This window comes from Mangrovibacterium sp., assembly GCF_041596335.1.
Classification (GTDB): Bacteria; Bacteroidota; Bacteroidia; order Bacteroidales; family Prolixibacteraceae; genus Mangrovibacterium.
Map to the genome: position 1 here is coordinate 1 of NZ_JBFHIT010000015.1, position 16,496 is coordinate 16,496.

Sequence of the window (16,496 nt, forward strand, 5' to 3'; positions counted from 1 at the left end):
ATCGACTTGTCGTTGGCACCAAACCGAGAGATTTTAGCTGATGCATTCCGTTTCTGGGAGAATCAAAAATTAAATAATTGGGCTTGGTGTATCATGTCCAATCATATTCATTGGGTATTTTCGTTGAATAAGCATGATGAACGCAATAATCCGGTTTATCTGCAAGATATTCTGCAGTCGGTAAAACGAACAACGGCCAGAAAGATAAACGAGCACTATGGATTGATAGGCAAGTCACTCTGGCAAAAAGAAAGCTATGATACGACAATCCGGGATCATGTGCATTTGCACCGGGCTATTGAATATACGCTAAACAATCCGGTAAAAGCAGGCCTCGTGAAAAATCAGTGTGAATGGGTCGGCTCCTGGCAACGAATTGGGTAATCAATCGAATGCAATTCGATTGTCCCACGAACCACCCGGGACGAGCGATTTGTAATCGCTCGAAAACCCAAAACAGAACCAATCAATCGAATACAATTCGATTGTCCCACAGACTACCCGGGACGAGTGATTTGCAATCGCTCGAAAACCTACCCAAACAGAACTAATCAATCGAATGCAATTCGATTGTCCCAGACTACCCGGGACGAGCGATTTGCAATCGCTCGAAAACCCACCCAAAACAGAACCAATCAATCGAATACAATTCGAGTGTCCCAGACTATCCGGGACGAGCGATTTGCAATCGCTCGAAAACCCACCCGAACAGAACCAATCAATCGAATACAATACAATTGTCCCAGACCACCCGGGACGAGCGATTTGTAATCGCTCGAAAACTCACCCAAACGGAACCAATCAATCGAATACAATTCGAGTGTCCCAGAGAAGAGAGACGGGAACAAAAAAGCAGGCTCCTTTTCAGAAACCTGCTTCGCAGAATTGTTTTCTCAATTGATTACAATAGTTTTTTGACGACCGCTAAAGCAGCTTCATAGTTCGGCTCGTCGGTAACCTCAGGACAGATTTCAACATACTGAATCACGCCTTGTTTGTCAACGACAACTGTTCCGCGAGCAAGCAAACGAAGCTCTTTAATCAAGAAACCATATTTGGTTCCAACCTCAACGTCTTTGTGATCTGATGCGGTAACCACTTTATCTAATCCTTCGGCAGCGCAAAAACGGCTTTGAGCAAAAGGTAAGTCACAGGAAACAGACAAAATGACGGCATCGCCCAAATTAGCAGCCTCGGCGTTAAAACGCTTGTTTTGCAATTGGCATACGCCTGTATCGATTGATGGGTAAAGCGCCAAAACGCGAACTTTACCATCATAGTCACTCAATTTAATTGGGTTCAGTCCTGCTCCAACCACCGTGAAATCCGGTGCTTTCTGACCAACTTTTACTTCTTCTCCCAGTAGGGTTAACGGACCACCTTTAAAGGTAATCTTTCCGGTTGTTTCTTTCATTATTGTTGATTTTATTAAAAACTTATCGGCCAAACGGCCCAAACGGTTTGTTCATTAATATATTTCAAATACACGGTTGAATCGCGGCAGCAATGCGAGAACCGAAATTCCTTCATTAAAACACATAAGCCGCATGCTTGTTTAAAGCTACTGAAATTTGTGTAAAAAAACAGCACATCTTCGGGTTCTGCCACACATTGGCGACAATCACCTTCAAGCAGGAACTAAACCAAATACTTGACTTCTACCCCAAACATGTTGTACTTTGCAGAAAATTTGAAAACAAAGGACAAGCTTTAATTCAGCAAATATGGACAAAAACACCTATCGCTGGTCAGGAATTTGGACGACAATCGTTTTGCTGCTCGCACTATGGGGATGTGGAAACAATACGCAAAAAATTGCAGAACCCGTTGAGAATATGGTCACAGAAAGTCGTTCGGACGATGTTGTGACTGATTCAGTTGCGGTTGAACCGGAGCCTATCGTACAAGCCAGCCAGCAAAAAGACAATGAAGGAGTTGCTTCCGTCATCAGCAAGAGCCCCGTGCTTCAACCTGTGGAAGCCATAAAAAAGCCGGCTCAAAAGGTAACAGCTCCGGCTAGCGAATTATTTCCCGGCCAAATGATGGTTTATGCTCCGGATTCGATGTCGGAGCATCGCGAAGAAAAAATCATTGCGCTGGTTCAACAGCAAATTGACGAAAGCAGCGCGATCCGGGAGATCGCCAGAAGTCTGCAATCCAGTGAACAACAAGTTGCCGGAGACACCAACATCCACGACATCAAGCTTAGCGACTCATTGCGCGTGTCCTTGGTATTCAACCCGGATGATTTCAAATTAATCAGCGACCAGTCGATTTACTACAGCCGCTTTGTGAAAGGCCAAACCCATTATTTTGATTGGGAAGTTGAACCTCAAAGCCCGGGTGAAAAAACCTTAACCATCAAAATCGAAAACTATGTAAACGGCTCGTGGAATAACTTTGCGTCACCACAAACAATAAAGATACAAGTCAAAGTGAATCAAGGCAAACTGTGGACCGGAATTTGGGACAACTTGCAGAACGATCCCACCTGGCTGCTCGACAAAGTGATGTTGCCCGTGCTCGCATTTATCGCCGGATTGTTCGCCACCTTCATTAAACGCCGGTTGTTTGGAAGCAAAGAAGAATGAAGCCCGTTTCCCGCACGTTAGGAAAACAACAGGCGACCGCCCATCCGAGCCGGTGTTTTCGGGGAACCGTTGTTTATAAAAAAACGGAAGCTGAGAAGTGACAATACGTAACAACCGGAAGCGAAGGAAGCGGTTTGCCCGCGCTTCTACTTCACTCGTTTGATATTGTAAATCTGAACCGGTTCGAGAAGATACTGCCCCTGATCGGCTTGCTGCTGAATTTGACGAATGACATCCATTCCTTCAACCACTTCACCAAAAGCGGCGAAACCTTGACCGTCGGGGTTGCGCTGCCCCCCAAAATCGAGTTCCGGCTGATCGCCAATACAAATAAAGAACTCGGTGCTGGCTGTTCCGGGCTGGTTTCGTGCCATCGACAGGGTACCATCCCGATGCTTGATCCCGGTTTGTGAAGTTGTTTCATGAGCTATTGCCGGATAATTACGAATAATCCCATCATCCTTCAGCCCCGCTTGTACGACCTCAATCTTAACCGGACTTTCATCCTGATTGTCTGGTCGCACGACCCGGTAAAACGATGCATTCAGGTACACTCCCCGATCAACCAAGTTAAGAAAATTGCCGCCGGTCAAGGGCGCACCAATCGTATCGATCTCTAACACCACAGTTCCCATCGAGCTTTCGATTTCGACTTTTGGCAGAGCCGGTTGGCTGCAAGCGCCAAGCAGCAGCATCAGCAGAACAAACAATGCGTTCTTTCCCATCTAATTAACATTTTTCGGTCACCGACCTGATTTATAGTTGATTCAGCGCCTTCCGTCCGGAACACGAAGGACTCCCAAAAAACGCGTTTGACCATTGCCAACACGCCGCGTTTTTCGGACACAAACTTAATGGTTTTTAGACACTTTTAGTGTTCAATATTTCATTTTTGCTTAATCGCTTCGTAACAAGAAAGGGGTTTCTTGCATCAGTTATTTGATGAATTATGAAAGCGAGAAAGCTTCAAGTATCGGTTATCTCCGATTTGCATCTGGCAACCAGAGCCTGCAAGGCCAAATCGATTGTGAAATATCTGAAGTCGATAAACCCCGGCACTTTAGTGCTTAACGGCGATATTATTGACTCGTGGCGGTTTAGTCGGAATTACTTTCCTAAGCCCCATCTCAAGGTGGTTCGGCAGTTGATTAAGATGCTGGAAAAGGGTGTTCAAATCTATTACATAACGGGTAACCACGACGAGTTTCTGCGGAAGTTTAACCAAACTGAAATCGGCAAGTTGAAAGTGGTCAATCAGCTCATCCTCGAACTGGATGGCAAGAAAACCTGGATCTTTCACGGAGATCTGTTTGATCATATCATCCACAAAGCCAAATGGCTTGCCAAGATCGGAGCGGCGGCCTACGGACTGATCACGGTTATAAATGCCGGCCTCAACCTACTGCTTAAACCATTTGGCGTGAAGGGATTCATCCTATACAAACGATTGAAGAAAAAATCGTCAAACGAAGGTCGGCCAACCACCTTTGAAAAAGCGATAGCAGCGGCGGCGGCAGCTCAAAATTACGAAACAGTCATTTGCGGGCATACTCACGTTCCGAAGGATAAAATACTGATGATGCCCGGCAAACCGGTGCACTACCTAAACTGTGGCGACTGGGTTGAGCATTACACCGCTGCGGAATATCAGAATGGAAAATGGGAACTAATTTACTTTGAGGATAATGACGAAGATACGCTAGCCGATGAGCCGGACATTCCGGATCAGAAACAAGTTTATCAATCGCTTTTTAAAGAACTCGCAGTGGCCAACCTACTGTAACGACCAATAATGCAAACACGATGAAAAAAACAAACATCCGCATCTTATACGCCATACAGGGAACCGGTAACGGGCATCTCGCACGGGCTACCGAAATTGTTCCACTATTGGAGCAGTTAGGAAACGTAGATGTTCTGGTTAGCGGTATTCAGGGCGACCTGCAATTACCATTCGCGGTGAAATACCAGTTTTACGGACTAAGTTTCATCTTCGGCAAACTCGGAGGAGTAAGCTTATGGGAAACCGTTCGGCGCTCCAGACCAATCCGCTTTATTCGCGATTTACTCAGCTTGCCCGTGCAAGACTATGACTTGGTAATCTGCGATTTTGAACCCGTAACTGCCTGGGCCTGCAAACTACGCGGAAAAAAATGCATTGGGCTGAGCCACCAAAATGCGGTGCTTCACCACAGAGCTCCCAAACCTTCGCATACCGATTTATTGGGGCACCTGATTTTGACGAATTACGCGCCCGCGAGCCGCAAGTATGGCTTTCACTTCAGGGCAATGGACGAACAGAACTACACACCCGTCATCCGCTCAGCAATCCGAAACGCGAAGCCGGTCAATCGGGGCCACTATACGGTTTATCTTCCGGCCTTCAGTAACGAAGAAATTGAGCATATACTCCGCTGTTTCCCTCAATTCCAGTGGCATGTGTTCTCGAAACACCGAAAAGAAAGCTATCGGAAAGGATCGATCTGGTTTCGTCCGGTATCGTTGACCGACTTTACCGAATCATTTATCAGCTGTGCCGGTATTCTTTGTACAGCAGGATTTGAAACCCCGGCAGAAGCCATACACATGGGTAAAAAGCTATGCGTGATACCAATGAAAAACCAATACGAACAAGCCTGCAATGCGGTCTTTGCCGGAAACATGGGCATTCGGGTGCTTACCAACTGGCACGATTCGGCCGACCAATTGGCTGACTGGCTGCATTACGATGAACCATTGCAAATAAACTACCCTGACCAGACTCGCGGGATTCTCGAAAAAATTGTCCTCGAGGCCGAAACGGACTTGTTGCTTAAAATGAATGCTTCGCCTCAACGCACTGATTCGGAATGATAGTCCGATAAATCTACCAACGCCATGGACACGCTAAGCTCGCCCGTCCCCCGGGAACTATGGATGCTCAGATTGAATTTCGATTCAAAGAAACGTCGGTCACTCATCACCGCTACTCAGTGATTACCCTCACGCGCTTTAACCGCGATGCCATCGCCACCTGCTGTTTTTTGCTCCGCTGACCAAAAGGCAAAACGGCCGTATACGCGAAGTTCCGAACCAAATGGAGCTGCACCTTCATTCACCAGCTATTTTGCTCTCGATTGAAACCTGGGAGCGACAAATCGACAGGCCGTTAGCGAATCTCGCCACCATACCCGGAATAACGCTGTTGAATAGGCTCCAAATGAACTAAAATTCACTTCCTCAATTCCAAATTCCCGGTAAAAAGCTGAACAAATAACCTGATTTATGGTTTTAGGTGAAAAAGCCAATCATCAACCAAACACACCTAAAAACTGATTACTCATGAAATTGCTCAAAAAATTACTTGCCACCCTGATCATCTTAGCCTTAATTTTTGTGATTGTCGCCTGGTTCCTGCCGAAGGAAATCCAGGTTAACCGACACATCCAAATTGACGCGCCGGTTCGTGTTGTTTTCAATCAGGTCAACGACTTGCATTCGTGGCAGAAGTGGGCAGTCTGGAATCAGATCGATCCGGACATGAAGGTTAACTACCAACAGCTCGGCATTGGCGAAGGGGCTGGCTACCAATGGCAAAGCGATCACAAACAAGTTGGTTCCGGATCTTTAACGATAAGCAGCTCTGTTCCATACGATTCAATTGTTGTAGCGTTGGATTTTGGAGAGAAAGGACTCGCGACAGCACCCTTTCGGTTTGTAGAAGAAAATAACCAAACGACCGTACTATGGGGTTTCAAAACTGATCTGGGCGACAACCCGCTTTATCGTTGGATGGGACTTATGTTCGAAAGTATGATTGGTCCCGATTTGGAAGAAGGATTAGAGAATCTGAAGGTTGTATCGGAGACCATTTGGCAGGAAAAGCAACCCTTGGTTCGTCTGCAAACCTTGCCCGATATGAACTACATTAGTTTGCGCGAAGAGGTGGAGTTCAACCAAATATCGACTGCCATGGCTCGCATGTATGGTGTATTGTACACCGCAATTCAACATAGAAATATCGAAATGAACGATATGCCTTTTGCAATCTACCATAAAATTGACGGAGAAATTGTTGATTTGGAATGCGGGATTCCGGTTACTCAAATCACTGAAGGAACCGATCTGATTCAGCAAGCAACGCTACAAAGCAGAACTTATATCGAAGCCGACCACATTGGCGCTTACGATTCACTTGGTGAAACCCACCAGTTTATGCAGGATTGGCTGGAAGCCCACAACATTCAGATGGCTGGCGCTCCGATGGAAAAATACCTCACGGACCCATTCCTGGTCAAGGATACTTCGCAATGGATTACTGCTGTTTTTTACCCAATTGTTGTAAACTAGTCCTTTTATATTGAAGGCAACAGAAAAACGTATCTTCTTTTCGCCAAACATAAAAAAGTAGACGTATATACATCCAGCGAATGAAATTCCGACAAAATGATGGAACTTGGCCGCACTGTATGCTCCTCATGGTCATGCTTTTCTACAAAACCGACTCACGGACTGGATGTCGTTAATCGTCCAGCACCTTGCTATTTAAAAAACCATCCACCCAGTTTAGCGATCCATGCAGCTGCACCAATTCGGCCTTCAACTGGTTGAAATCGTCCTTCTGTCCGGTTTCGTAATAGGCTTTTAACAAAAAAAGCTGCACCATAAGTTCGAACCAGCAACAGGAACGGCACTTTTCCGAACTTAACTGCGACAGGCTCAGTTGATACTTTTCAATGGCTTTCCTCTTATTGCCCCCCAAAAAACGGGGCTTGTAGAAATACATATTGGCCTGTTCAAAGGCCAGAAGCGGTTCCGTTTCCGACAGTCGTTCGGCTTTTCGCATTGCCGCCTGATGCGCCGGGTAAAGAATGGGCGCCTGCACCATCGACAGGCTAATTTGGTAGGAATGGAAACAAGCATCCAAGCAATAAAACGCGGCATTATTGGGGAACCGGGCCTGCACAGCACGCAAAGCATGGATTGTACGATTCAGCTCATCGCGAGCCTCATCTTTTCGCTTGTTGCCCAATAAATAGCCGATGTACCCGTAGCGCGCCAAAAATAATTCGCGTTGCCACTCAGCGGTCGAATCGTCCAGCGCCTCCATCCGCCCGATAATTCCCTGCCAATCGGCGACCCGATCATCAACATAGGCTTCGTACAATTCGCAATGCAACTGCTGTTGCGCGGATTGCCCACAGGATTGAAGCCCTATCAGAAAACAACAAAGTAGCAGAAATGCGTTACGCATGGTCATTCGCCCTCCCCTTCTGTTTCAATTTATCCTTTTCGCGATACAGCTGCCACCAGGGAACACGCGGAATTTCGTGATGCTCCCAATGGTAGCCAAAGAAATAACAACTTAGCATCACCCACCAATGCGGCCCCCTCTGACTGCGTGCCCGGTGTGGCTCCATGTTTGCTTCATGCGGTTTACGATGCGGCAGGTAGGTTCCGACAAAGAACAACTGAAAACTAGCCAGCACTGCCGGAACAATCCAGAAGACAAGCAGCTGTGGCACTTCAACCCAAATTTTAAGGACATTGAATACCACCGCCATAAACAGAAACTGCCAGATGGTTGCATAGCGACCAAGGAACACCCCCCACCACACAAACACATTTTGCGAGCGGATGTAGTAATCCGGATCTTTCTCTGTTGCCGGAAACTGATGATGGAGATAATGGTTGGCCCGCAATTTTCGGTACGACAAGCCGGCAAACAAAATGGAGGCCAGCCAGCCAAAAAAATCGTTCATCTTTCGGTTCGCGCTCACCAAACCATGCATAGCATCGTGCCCGGTAATAAACAAACCGGTGTACAAATAAGCCTGTATCAACAGGTGGATATAAGTCCATCCCGAAGTTGCGCTTACCGGCGCCAGCAGAAGACTGTAGGCCAAATGCAGTCCCCAGAAAAACAAAATACCTATGGCGATCAGTAGTCCCATCAAATCAGGTTCAAACTAATATTTAGCACTAAAAAGAAAACGAACTGACATAGTACAATCCAAACAGCCAATTGGTTGCGATGGTTCAACCGGAACAGTTTCATTCCGGCAAACAGCACGAAGGAAAGCAAAAACCAGTCGATATAATTTTTTAGCGGGATAACATTTCCCTGCCAGCTCCACATGTCGAGGCGAACTGCCACCGGCTCCATTACATAATCGAATGCCACCATCAGCAGCGCTCCAAGCGGCGGCAACCACCACCCCAACGGCAAACGGCGCAGCCCGGTATAAATTCCGAAGGACAAAACCAGCCAGTTCAGACCGATCAACAAGGGGGTGTCCCAAAGCTTCAGCCCCAACACCGGACCATAGCTGTAATTTCCGAACAGCAATCCGGTTTGGGTGCCCAGCAATTCAGCCCCAAATCCGATCAGCGCCACCAAAGGCAGAGCAAGCACCAGCCCGGCCGTCCATTTCTCCTGAAAAAGGAACAAAACCATACCGGACAACAGGAGATTGAACGGACTAAGCAGGCTAAATAAAGGCTCTGTTGCCGGGATTGTAAAACCGACGCAACCAACCAGGTAAAGCAGCGCGAGGATCATGCGGGCGTAGAAAACGGATTGGGTACTAGTGTTCATGCTTCCCCTCCTTTTCGTCAACCAAACGCCCCACAATTTTAGCGGAAGCCAAACACAGCGGAATGCCGCCTCCGGGGTGCACACTGCCGCCTACAAAGTATACCCCCGGCAAATCGTTCCTGAAATTCGGATGGCGGCGGAAAGCCGAAAAAAGGCTGTTCGAGCTTGCCCCGTATATCGCTCCGCCCAAGGATGATGTTTTGTTCTCCAAACCGGTCGGGTCCAGAATTTCCTCGCACACGATATCCTGCTCAACATCTTGTTTCAAGATCCGATTTAATTTACCAATAATCTGTTTTCGAACCTGTTCGCGCAAAGTGGCCCAGTCCGGCCCGGCCCCCGATGGAGCATTCACCATCACGAACCAGTTTTCCATTCCCTCAGGCGCATCCGAATGATTCTGTTTGCTGCTCACGTATACATACACGGTCGGATCGGGTGAAATTGTTTTCTTTCGAAACAGGCAATCGAACTCGTCAGCATAATTTTCACTAAAGAAAATATTGTGTAATTCCAGCTGCGGAAACGTTTTCTTCATTCCCCAATAAAAAATCAGCGCCGAGCTCGAGGCCTCTTCCCTGCTGTTTAGGTTGAAGGGCTTGGAATCGGTCAGCAACTTGCGGTAAAAGCTATGAATATCAACATCGCTCACCAGCAAATCAAAATCGGATGACTGCCCGTTGACCAGCAACGTTTTCGTTCCGCCTTTCGCCACCACAACCTGCTGTACGGCCGATTGCAGGCGAATCTGAACCCCAAGGCGTTGGGCTTGCTTTTGCAGCGCCTCAACAATGCTGTACATCCCTTTGTCCGGGAAATAGGCGCCAACATTGTGTTCCAAATGCGCAATGACCTGCAAGGTTGCCGGGGCTTGATACGGATTTGATCCGTTGTAAGTCGCAAAACGATCGAACAGCTGCACCAGTCGGGGATCGGAAAAAGCTGTGCTGTTTTTCTGATGAAGGCTTCGGAATGCCTGAATTCGTGGAAATTGCAATGCCCGCCAGAAGTTCGGGAAGGTCAACAAATCCTTTAGGCGTTGGAAAGCGCTGAAAATAAAGATGGGAGCCGTTAATCGGTAAATAAAAGCGGCCTTTGAAAGGTACTTCAACACCGCTTGCTTCGAATCGGAAGTCTTCGATTCCACTTCTTCGGCAAATTGTTCCGGATTGGCAAAGGCATTCAGAATAGTTCCATCCTCATAGAAATACCGGCTTACAAGCTCCAGCTTCCGGTAGGCAACGCGTAAATCGTCGTCGAGCAACTCGTCCAGCAAGCCGGGCAGGGTAAACAAGGACGGGCCGGTATCGAAACGGAACCCAGCCAGGGAGAACTCATTCAGCTTACCCCCTACCCGAGCCGACTTTTCGAACAGAGTTACTTCCCAGCCCGAGCGGGCCAAACGTACGGCAACAGCTAAACCTGCAATTCCGGCACCAACAATTGCGGCTTTTTTCATGCGTTTTTCTTTCAATTTTAACTATATTATATGATTATTAAACTATTTCCCCAAATCAATAAAACTTTTTGCTTCTGTTTTGTTTAAATATAGACATCATTCATTAAACAAACAATGAAACGAACATGTTGCTCCGAACACAAACACGATCTGTAAAAAGTTTTCAGCAACATGAAAGTTCCATCAGGCAATTTAAAATCAAATTATTCACTGATGAAAAAAGTACTCATCATAGGAACCGGACTAGCCGGTTTATCTACTGCCCTTCGGCTGACCACTGACGGCTACGAGGTGGAAATGGTTGAAAAATACCATCGCCCGGGTGGACGACTAAATTTACTGGAAAAAGATGGCTTTAAGTTCGACATGGCTCCTACTTTCTTCAGCATGAGCTACGAATTTAAAGAGTTGGCCAAGTATTGCAACATCGATATACCTTTTGAGTTTGTGGAGCTCGACCCACTTTATGCTGTTCATTTTGAGGGCGACAAACGATCGTATCTGATTTACAAAGACCTAAAAAAACTGGCGAACGAGTTTAAGGATCTGGAAGTTGGTCTGGAAGAGAAACTAACACGTTTTCTGAAAGCTGCCGGTGAAATATTTCACGATACTGAATACATTGTGATCAAGCAAAACTTCGACAGCTTGCTGGGCTACCTATTGCAATTAACTCGTGTGCCGCTAAAACATGCCCCAAAAATGTTTTATTCCATGTGGAAAGAAATGGAGAAAAACTTCGATTCGTTCGAGGTGAAGGTCATTTTCTCCTTGGTGGGCTTTTTCCTAGGATCCACACCATTCGACACACCAGCCGTTTATTCCATGCTGAACTACACAGAGCTTGTTCACGATGGCTATCACAACGTGAAAGGCGGCATGTACAAAATTGTTGAAGGCGTTGTTGCGGAGTTACAACAGCGAAAGGTAAAAATGCATTTCAACGTAGAAATTGATCGCTACGAAGAGTTGAACGGAAAACTTTCGGCCTTTGTTGATAAAACCGGAAAGCGCTGGGAGGCCGACGTTTTTGTTGTGAATGCCGACGCTGCTTCGTTCCGCGGCCAAGTTCTCAACCGCCAAAAATTTAGCGAGGCGAAGCTCGATGCCAAAAAGTGGACACTAGCGCCACTAACCATTTACCTGGGGCTCGACACGAAAGTGAATAACATGTATCACCACAACTACTTTTTAAGGCGAAATTTCGAGGAATATGCGCACAAAATTTTCAAAAACAGCATTAAGCTCGACAAACCATACTACTACGTCAACATCCAGTCGATGCACAATCCTGACTATGCGCCCGAGGGGAAGGAAAGCGTTTTTATTCTGTGTCCGGTGCCCGACCTTCGGTTTAAAGAAAACTGGGACGATGCGGAAGCCATTGCCGACGCGATTGTTCGCGATATGGGTGAGCGAACCGGTTTCGATTTTATGGGGCACACCGAAACACGGATTGTGTACAACCCCATTCAATGGGAAGGCATGTTCAACCTCTACCGTGGAAGCGGCCTTGGGCTGGCGCACGACCTGAACCAGGTGGGTGGTTTTCGCCCTTCAAACAAGGATGAAAAACTGGCCAACCTTTATTACACCGGCGCTTCCACCGTTCCGGGAACAGGCCTGCCAATGACGGTAATTTCTTCCCGATTAGTAACCGAACGAATATTGAACGATCATGGAGCTCTATCGTAAAAACAATCTGGACTGCAGCCGGATAACCACCAAGAACTACAGCACCTCCTTCTCGCTTGGAGTTCGAATGCTGAACCCAAAATACCGGTCGGGTATTTACAGTATTTACGGTTTTGTTCGCTATGCCGACGAAATTGTAGATACATTCTTCGAACAGGATCAAAAAGCTATTTTCGACGAGTTTACAACAGAAACCTGGCGGGCGATCGACCGCAAATTCAGTATCAACCCCATTATCGACAGCTTTCAGGAGGCGGTGCACCGGTATGGGATTGACCACCATCTGATCGAAGCATTTTTGAAAAGTATGGAAATGGATTTGTATGAAACGAACTACAATGCCGACCAACTTGAAAACTACATTTATGGCTCGGCCGAGGTAGTGGGTTTAATGTGTCTTCGGGTGTTTTACTTCGACGAGCCTGGACGATATGAGGAGTTGAAAGAGTCGGCCAGAAAACTGGGAGCCGCGTTTCAGAAGGTCAACTTTTTACGCGACGCGCAGGACGACTTCGAAAACAAAGGCCGTATCTATTTTAAAGACATCGACTTCAACCATTTCGACCAAGCCTCGAAAGATCGGATTGAACGCGATATTGAACAAGATTTCGCGGAAGCGTACAGCGGAATTAAAGCCTTAAAAAAGGAGGTGCGGTTCGGTGTATACCTTGCATACATTTATTACATTCGCCTTTTCAGAAAAATTAAGCGCGCTAAGCCGGTCGAGATCCTGAAAAAACGCTATCGGGTGTCGAACCCGAAGAAGATGTATCTGCTGGCCAACGCGTACCTAAAAAACGCCTTTAATAGTTTATAAATGCAACTGGAACAGTACACCTACGCCGGGCTCCTGATCGCCTCAATCGCCATTCCACTGGCACTCAGCTTTGATAAAAAAGTGCACTTTTATACTCGCTGGAAGTACCTGATTCCGTCGATTATTGTTACCGCAATTGTTTTTCTGGTGTGGGATGTTCGGTTCACCGAGGCCGGTATCTGGAGTTTCAACCCCAACTATTTAACCGGCATTTACATTAAAGGTTTGCCCGTTGAGGAATGGCTATTTTTCTTTGTTATTCCATATAGCACCATGTTCATTTACGAAGTACTGAAAGCCTACCTCCCCAATTTCGAAAGGCCAACTTTTTTTGCTGTTATTATCGTGCTACTGGTCGCTGTATCTGCTTGGCTGAGTTATTACTACCGCTCACAATTGTACACCTTCTTTAACTTTCTGTTTCTGGCAGTGTACCTGGCATACGTTATTTTCCGGAACAAATTTAAACCGCACCTCACCAAATTCTTTCTGGCCTACCTTATTGGCATCCTGCCATTTCTCATTGTGAATGGCATTTTAACCAGCCTGCCGGTTGTGGAATACCATCCGGAACACATTATCGGACTGCGAATTATTAACATCCCGATAGAAGATTTTGGCTATTTCTTCTTATTGTTGCTCATGAACACAACCATTTACGAGACCCTGAAAGAAGGGAACTATTATTAGCCGCCGAGTATAATTCCATCAACATAGTCATCAAAAAAAGGTGAAACCAGCCTTGTTACAGCCCAATTTCACCTTTCACTATTTTTAGCTTTAATTTTCAATCTGCTACCGCGATTTTAGCGACCAGTTTTTTCACCGGCGCCGACTCGTCTGCTTTAATGCACGGACGGTGCACATCGTCCGGAAAGAACAGAAAGAAAGCTTCGGGTGTTGCTAAATGCAACTCACCATCGTTTTCACCATAAAAAATCAGGTCTTTCTGTTCGTTATATTCCATGGCGTTTTTCGCTTCGCTCAACGGAAGGATTCCCATTTTCTCTTCACCGGAAATTACATATTGAAGGTCGATGTAATTTTTATGCGCTTCCCACTTGGCGTTTTCCGGCTCTTTCGTATCGTATTCCGAAATCATAGCAAAAGCCTGCGTTCCAACCAACGGGTATTTCCCGACCTCCATCGCCGACAAATCTTGCTTCATGAACTTGAAAACGGCTTTCCACAACTCCGGATTGGCTTGATATTGCTTGTAAAACTCTTCTACATTTACAGAATCGTGAGCAGCGACCAACACTCCCTCTGCCCAGCCTTTTTCTGTAAACCATTCGTTAATTTTATTCATTTCGATTGATTTTATTTTCCAGTAAAATTAGGCATTGTTACAGCAACATGATACCCAAACCCGTTTTTTTTCACTTCCACCGTAAATATTCGTTAACAGACTAAAAACTTATCGAAGAATCTATCCACATGTCAAACTTTTTACGGAAATTTATCGTTCTTAATCGATGAAGGAGTATCGTTGAGTATGAGTTTTCCAATTGTTTTAAAATTACTGCATGTTTATCTACTGGCCACAGTCAAATATTTTTTGACGTTCCCTTACGCAATGCTGATTGGGTTGAATTTTGCCCAAACAATTGTTCTTGTGACCATTGGCGGAATTTCCGGATTTTACTTTTTCTACTTTCTAAGCGGCTTCCTCATTCGTTTTTATTACGACCATCACGAAACGTTTTACTGTGCGCTCAAACATTATATTCGGGTTGATTTATGCCACCTGATTGACCGCCATAAAAAACCGACCATCCGGATCAACCGAAAAACACGTTTTATCGCCAAACTTCGTAAAAAGTATGGTTTTTGGGGCATCATTGTAATGACTCCTTTTTTACTGAGTATACCAATTGGAGCATTCCTGCTGAAAAAATATTACAGCCGCCAAAAGTACACCGTGTTGTACATGACGATTTCCATTTTAGGCTGGGCGCTGCTGTTCTCTACCCTTTTCATTATAATGCCGCATACGGCATAGAATTGCCCCCAGATTTCGTTTTATTAGCTCCAAATCAGCCTCTTGCCATTGGATCGAGAACAATTGCTGAACCGTCAGCCACTGTAATTTTTCATGGTCGACCAGGTTCAACGTCACTCCGGAAAGTTGTGCTACAAACGGATACAGTCGAATATGTTTCGTTCCGTAATCATGGTCAACCGGGAACAGATAAGCGTCAGGTTCAATGGCGCAGTTCAGTTCTTCCCGGATTTCGCGTTTGATGCAAGCCACCGCGGTTTCACCCGGCTCCAGCTTCCCGCCCGGAAATTCCCACTGACCGGGATGATCCGAATCTATTTTTCGTTGAACAGACAGCAAGCAATTTTCGTTAAAAATCAGGGCACAACAAACGTCAATCATAAATCGTCTTTTTTTTAGCCTAAATTTATCCTTTCATTTGAAACAGCGACTATGACTCGGGAAGAAATTCAGGAACTCATGATTGAATGGGAAAATACCTCCGCACTCTGCGACTATTTTCGAAGCCATCCGGAAGAGATGTTTAAACTGGTTGAAATTGCGTTCAGCGAAAGCCACCAGCTAAACTGGCGCGCCGCATGGGTGTTGGACAAGGTCAACGAAAAGAATCCAATTCAGGTTTCCTATTTCATCCCTCAAATGATCGAGTTCGTCTATGCCACAAAAAATGAGTCCAAACTTCGCCACTTTCTGAAAATTATCAGCCGACATCAAATCCCGTATCAGCAAATCGGGAAGCTCTTCGATTTCGCTTTGTCGATTTTCACCGATGCGAATGTTGCCATCGCGGTGCGTGTACATGCCCTGCAAATCCTGTTCAATATTTCAGAAATTGAATGTGAACTCAAATCCGAGCTTATCTTATTAATCGAACATGAACTCGAAATTCATCCATCTGCGGGAATAAAATCGAGAGGAACGAAGCTTTTAAAGAAGCTCAAAAAGCAGACAGGCTTCTGACACCACTTTTCGTTGATTTTTTTTATCGTTATATCCCTTTGAAAATCAAATACCATTCGAAAAAAACGTACTATTCGAGCTATTTTTTTGCAGAAAACTATTTTGGGAATAAAAATATTTTATACTTTTGCCGCTGTCTTTAAACAAAAGGCAATAATGATTGACCCGTGGTGTAATTGGCAACACGTCTGGTTTTGGTCCAGAAGAGTCCAGGTTCGAGCCCTGGCGGGTCAACCAAAATCAAGCAGCTTTCGAGCTGCTTTTTTTGTTTTCATAGCCAGGCATTTCACCGGGCACAGCATCCTTTTCTTTTCGCCCTCTTCCGAAATAATTCAAACCCCAAAATTTAATCCACCCTACAACGGATCGCAGCAAAGGATGAGTTTTGTAAGGGT

Annotated in this window: 18 protein-coding genes and 1 tRNA gene; 11 read left to right on the plus strand and 8 right to left on the minus strand. The window is 45.8% G+C overall.

What is annotated here, in order from left to right; all coding sequences use genetic code 11:
- The coding region (locus ABZD21_RS07325) for a transposase (RefSeq protein WP_372774010.1) at window positions 1-384 on the plus strand (384 nt) is incomplete at its 5' end.
- A gap of 517 nt (window positions 385-901) precedes the next feature.
- Here the strand turns inward: ABZD21_RS07325 and tpx are convergent.
- A complete protein-coding gene (gene tpx / locus ABZD21_RS07330; protein WP_372774011.1) occupies window positions 902-1,414 on the minus strand; it encodes a thiol peroxidase in 513 nt (170 codons plus the stop codon).
- Window positions 1,415-1,724: 310 nt separating this feature from the next.
- Between tpx and ABZD21_RS07335 the strand changes: the two genes are divergently transcribed.
- On the plus strand, window positions 1,725-2,591 hold the full coding sequence (locus tag ABZD21_RS07335) for a hypothetical protein (protein ID WP_372774013.1): 867 nt from the start codon (window positions 1,725-1,727) through the stop codon (window positions 2,589-2,591).
- 146 nt (window positions 2,592-2,737) lie between these two features.
- Here the strand turns inward: ABZD21_RS07335 and ABZD21_RS07340 are convergent, their stop codons facing one another.
- Window positions 2,738-3,316 carry a peptidylprolyl isomerase gene (locus ABZD21_RS07340; RefSeq protein WP_372774015.1) on the minus strand — a complete coding sequence of 193 codons (579 nt, stop codon included), beginning with the start codon at window positions 3,314-3,316 and terminating at the stop codon, window positions 2,738-2,740.
- A gap of 224 nt (window positions 3,317-3,540) precedes the next feature.
- On the opposite strand from ABZD21_RS07340, the gene ABZD21_RS07345 reads away from it, so the two are divergent.
- The 3 genes from ABZD21_RS07345 to ABZD21_RS07355 all read left to right on the plus strand — a co-directional run bounded on the left by ABZD21_RS07345 (window position 3,541) and on the right by ABZD21_RS07355 (window position 6,920).
- Window positions 3,541-4,374: a UDP-2,3-diacylglucosamine diphosphatase gene (locus ABZD21_RS07345; protein WP_372774016.1), complete on the plus strand. Its 834-nt coding sequence runs from the start codon at window positions 3,541-3,543 to the stop codon at window positions 4,372-4,374.
- A gap of 20 nt (window positions 4,375-4,394) precedes the next feature.
- Window positions 4,395-5,444 (plus strand): glycosyltransferase family protein, encoded by a 1,050-nt coding sequence (locus tag ABZD21_RS07350; protein ID WP_372774018.1) that lies wholly within the window; start codon window positions 4,395-4,397, stop codon window positions 5,442-5,444.
- Window positions 5,445-5,912: 468 nt separating this feature from the next.
- Window positions 5,913-6,920 carry a GyrI-like domain-containing protein gene (locus ABZD21_RS07355; protein WP_372774020.1) on the plus strand — a complete coding sequence of 336 codons (1,008 nt, stop codon included), beginning with the start codon at window positions 5,913-5,915 and terminating at the stop codon, window positions 6,918-6,920.
- Between the two features lie 172 nt (window positions 6,921-7,092).
- Here ABZD21_RS07355 and ABZD21_RS07360 read toward each other — a convergent pair whose 3' ends face one another.
- The 4 genes from ABZD21_RS07360 to crtD are packed head-to-tail and all read right to left on the minus strand — an operon-like array spanning window position 7,093 to window position 10,627.
- Entirely contained in the window at window positions 7,093-7,830 is a 738-nt protein-coding gene (locus tag ABZD21_RS07360; RefSeq protein ID WP_372774021.1) for a hypothetical protein, read from the minus strand.
- Entirely contained in the window at window positions 7,817-8,524 is a 708-nt protein-coding gene (locus tag ABZD21_RS07365) for a fatty acid desaturase (protein ID WP_372774023.1), read from the minus strand. The genes ABZD21_RS07360 and ABZD21_RS07365 overlap by 14 nt, the downstream gene beginning before the upstream one ends.
- Window positions 8,524-9,168, minus strand: coding sequence for a carotenoid biosynthesis protein (locus tag ABZD21_RS07370; RefSeq protein WP_372774024.1), 645 nt, complete (start codon window positions 9,166-9,168; stop codon window positions 8,524-8,526). Before ABZD21_RS07370 ends, ABZD21_RS07365 begins: the two co-directional genes overlap by 1 nt.
- The gene (gene crtD / locus ABZD21_RS07375; RefSeq protein WP_372774026.1) at window positions 9,158-10,627 is read right to left on the minus strand and encodes a 1-hydroxycarotenoid 3,4-desaturase CrtD; all 1,470 of its coding nucleotides are present in this window, start codon (window positions 10,625-10,627) and stop codon (window positions 9,158-9,160) included. Before crtD ends, ABZD21_RS07370 begins: the two co-directional genes overlap by 11 nt.
- 213 nt (window positions 10,628-10,840) lie before the next feature.
- On the opposite strand from crtD, the gene ABZD21_RS07380 reads away from it, so the two are divergent.
- From ABZD21_RS07380 to ABZD21_RS07390, 3 genes are read left to right on the plus strand one after another with little or no spacing between them, the layout of a single operon-like run.
- Window positions 10,841-12,322 (plus strand): phytoene desaturase family protein, encoded by a 1,482-nt coding sequence (locus ABZD21_RS07380; protein WP_372774027.1) that lies wholly within the window; start codon window positions 10,841-10,843, stop codon window positions 12,320-12,322.
- Window positions 12,306-13,139, plus strand: a complete 834-nt coding sequence (locus tag ABZD21_RS07385) for a phytoene/squalene synthase family protein (protein ID WP_372774029.1) — start codon at window positions 12,306-12,308, stop codon at window positions 13,137-13,139. The genes ABZD21_RS07380 and ABZD21_RS07385 overlap by 17 nt, the downstream gene beginning before the upstream one ends.
- A complete protein-coding gene (locus tag ABZD21_RS07390; RefSeq protein WP_372774030.1) occupies window positions 13,140-13,829 on the plus strand; it encodes a lycopene cyclase domain-containing protein in 690 nt (229 codons plus the stop codon).
- A 97-nt stretch (window positions 13,830-13,926) separates the two neighbouring features.
- On the opposite strand, the gene ABZD21_RS07395 is transcribed toward ABZD21_RS07390, so the two are convergent.
- Window positions 13,927-14,448, minus strand: a complete 522-nt coding sequence (locus ABZD21_RS07395; protein ID WP_372774032.1) for a YhcH/YjgK/YiaL family protein — start codon at window positions 14,446-14,448, stop codon at window positions 13,927-13,929.
- A gap of 186 nt (window positions 14,449-14,634) precedes the next feature.
- Here ABZD21_RS07395 and ABZD21_RS07400 point away from each other — a divergent pair, with 186 nt between their 5' ends.
- Window positions 14,635-15,141 carry a hypothetical protein gene (locus ABZD21_RS07400; protein ID WP_372774033.1) on the plus strand — a complete coding sequence of 169 codons (507 nt, stop codon included), beginning with the start codon at window positions 14,635-14,637 and terminating at the stop codon, window positions 15,139-15,141.
- On the opposite strand, the gene ABZD21_RS07405 is transcribed toward ABZD21_RS07400, so the two are convergent.
- Window positions 15,085-15,522 (minus strand): (deoxy)nucleoside triphosphate pyrophosphohydrolase, encoded by a 438-nt coding sequence (locus ABZD21_RS07405; protein WP_372774034.1) that lies wholly within the window; start codon window positions 15,520-15,522, stop codon window positions 15,085-15,087. The genes ABZD21_RS07400 and ABZD21_RS07405 overlap by 57 nt on opposite strands.
- 51 nt (window positions 15,523-15,573) lie before the next feature.
- On the opposite strand from ABZD21_RS07405, the gene ABZD21_RS07410 reads away from it, so the two are divergent.
- Together ABZD21_RS07410 and ABZD21_RS07415 are read left to right on the plus strand one after the other, a co-directional pair.
- The gene (locus ABZD21_RS07410; protein WP_372774035.1) at window positions 15,574-16,101 is read left to right on the plus strand and encodes a hypothetical protein; all 528 of its coding nucleotides are present in this window, start codon (window positions 15,574-15,576) and stop codon (window positions 16,099-16,101) included.
- A gap of 161 nt (window positions 16,102-16,262) precedes the next feature.
- Window positions 16,263-16,338 (plus strand) — tRNA-Gln (locus ABZD21_RS07415).
- Window positions 16,339-16,496: the final 158 nt, after the last annotated feature.

What these genes read in the sequence shown, in the direction of transcription:
- tpx (WP_372774011.1), bottom strand. Translation starts at nt 1,414, where the DNA reads ATGAAAGAAACAACCGGAAAGATTACCTTTAAAGGTGGTCCGTTAACC.
- ABZD21_RS07335 (WP_372774013.1), top strand. Translation starts at nt 1,725, where the DNA reads ATGGACAAAAACACCTATCGCTGGTCAGGAATTTGGACGACAATCGTT.
- ABZD21_RS07340 (WP_372774015.1), bottom strand. Translation starts at nt 3,316, where the DNA reads ATGGGAAAGAACGCATTGTTTGTTCTGCTGATGCTGCTGCTTGGCGCT.
- ABZD21_RS07345 (WP_372774016.1), top strand. Translation starts at nt 3,541, where the DNA reads ATGAAAGCGAGAAAGCTTCAAGTATCGGTTATCTCCGATTTGCATCTG.
- ABZD21_RS07350 (WP_372774018.1), top strand. Translation starts at nt 4,395, where the DNA reads ATGAAAAAAACAAACATCCGCATCTTATACGCCATACAGGGAACCGGT.
- ABZD21_RS07355 (WP_372774020.1), top strand. Translation starts at nt 5,913, where the DNA reads ATGAAATTGCTCAAAAAATTACTTGCCACCCTGATCATCTTAGCCTTA.
- ABZD21_RS07360 (WP_372774021.1), bottom strand. Translation starts at nt 7,830, where the DNA reads ATGACCATGCGTAACGCATTTCTGCTACTTTGTTGTTTTCTGATAGGG.
- ABZD21_RS07365 (WP_372774023.1), bottom strand. Translation starts at nt 8,524, where the DNA reads ATGGGACTACTGATCGCCATAGGTATTTTGTTTTTCTGGGGACTGCAT.
- ABZD21_RS07370 (WP_372774024.1), bottom strand. Translation starts at nt 9,168, where the DNA reads ATGAACACTAGTACCCAATCCGTTTTCTACGCCCGCATGATCCTCGCG.
- crtD (WP_372774026.1), bottom strand. Translation starts at nt 10,627, where the DNA reads ATGAAAAAAGCCGCAATTGTTGGTGCCGGAATTGCAGGTTTAGCTGTT.
- ABZD21_RS07380 (WP_372774027.1), top strand. Translation starts at nt 10,841, where the DNA reads ATGAAAAAAGTACTCATCATAGGAACCGGACTAGCCGGTTTATCTACT.
- ABZD21_RS07385 (WP_372774029.1), top strand. Translation starts at nt 12,306, where the DNA reads ATGGAGCTCTATCGTAAAAACAATCTGGACTGCAGCCGGATAACCACC.
- ABZD21_RS07390 (WP_372774030.1), top strand. Translation starts at nt 13,140, where the DNA reads ATGCAACTGGAACAGTACACCTACGCCGGGCTCCTGATCGCCTCAATC.
- ABZD21_RS07395 (WP_372774032.1), bottom strand. Translation starts at nt 14,448, where the DNA reads ATGAATAAAATTAACGAATGGTTTACAGAAAAAGGCTGGGCAGAGGGA.
- ABZD21_RS07400 (WP_372774033.1), top strand. Translation starts at nt 14,635, where the DNA reads ATGAGTTTTCCAATTGTTTTAAAATTACTGCATGTTTATCTACTGGCC.
- ABZD21_RS07405 (WP_372774034.1), bottom strand. Translation starts at nt 15,522, where the DNA reads ATGATTGACGTTTGTTGTGCCCTGATTTTTAACGAAAATTGCTTGCTG.
- ABZD21_RS07410 (WP_372774035.1), top strand. Translation starts at nt 15,574, where the DNA reads ATGACTCGGGAAGAAATTCAGGAACTCATGATTGAATGGGAAAATACC.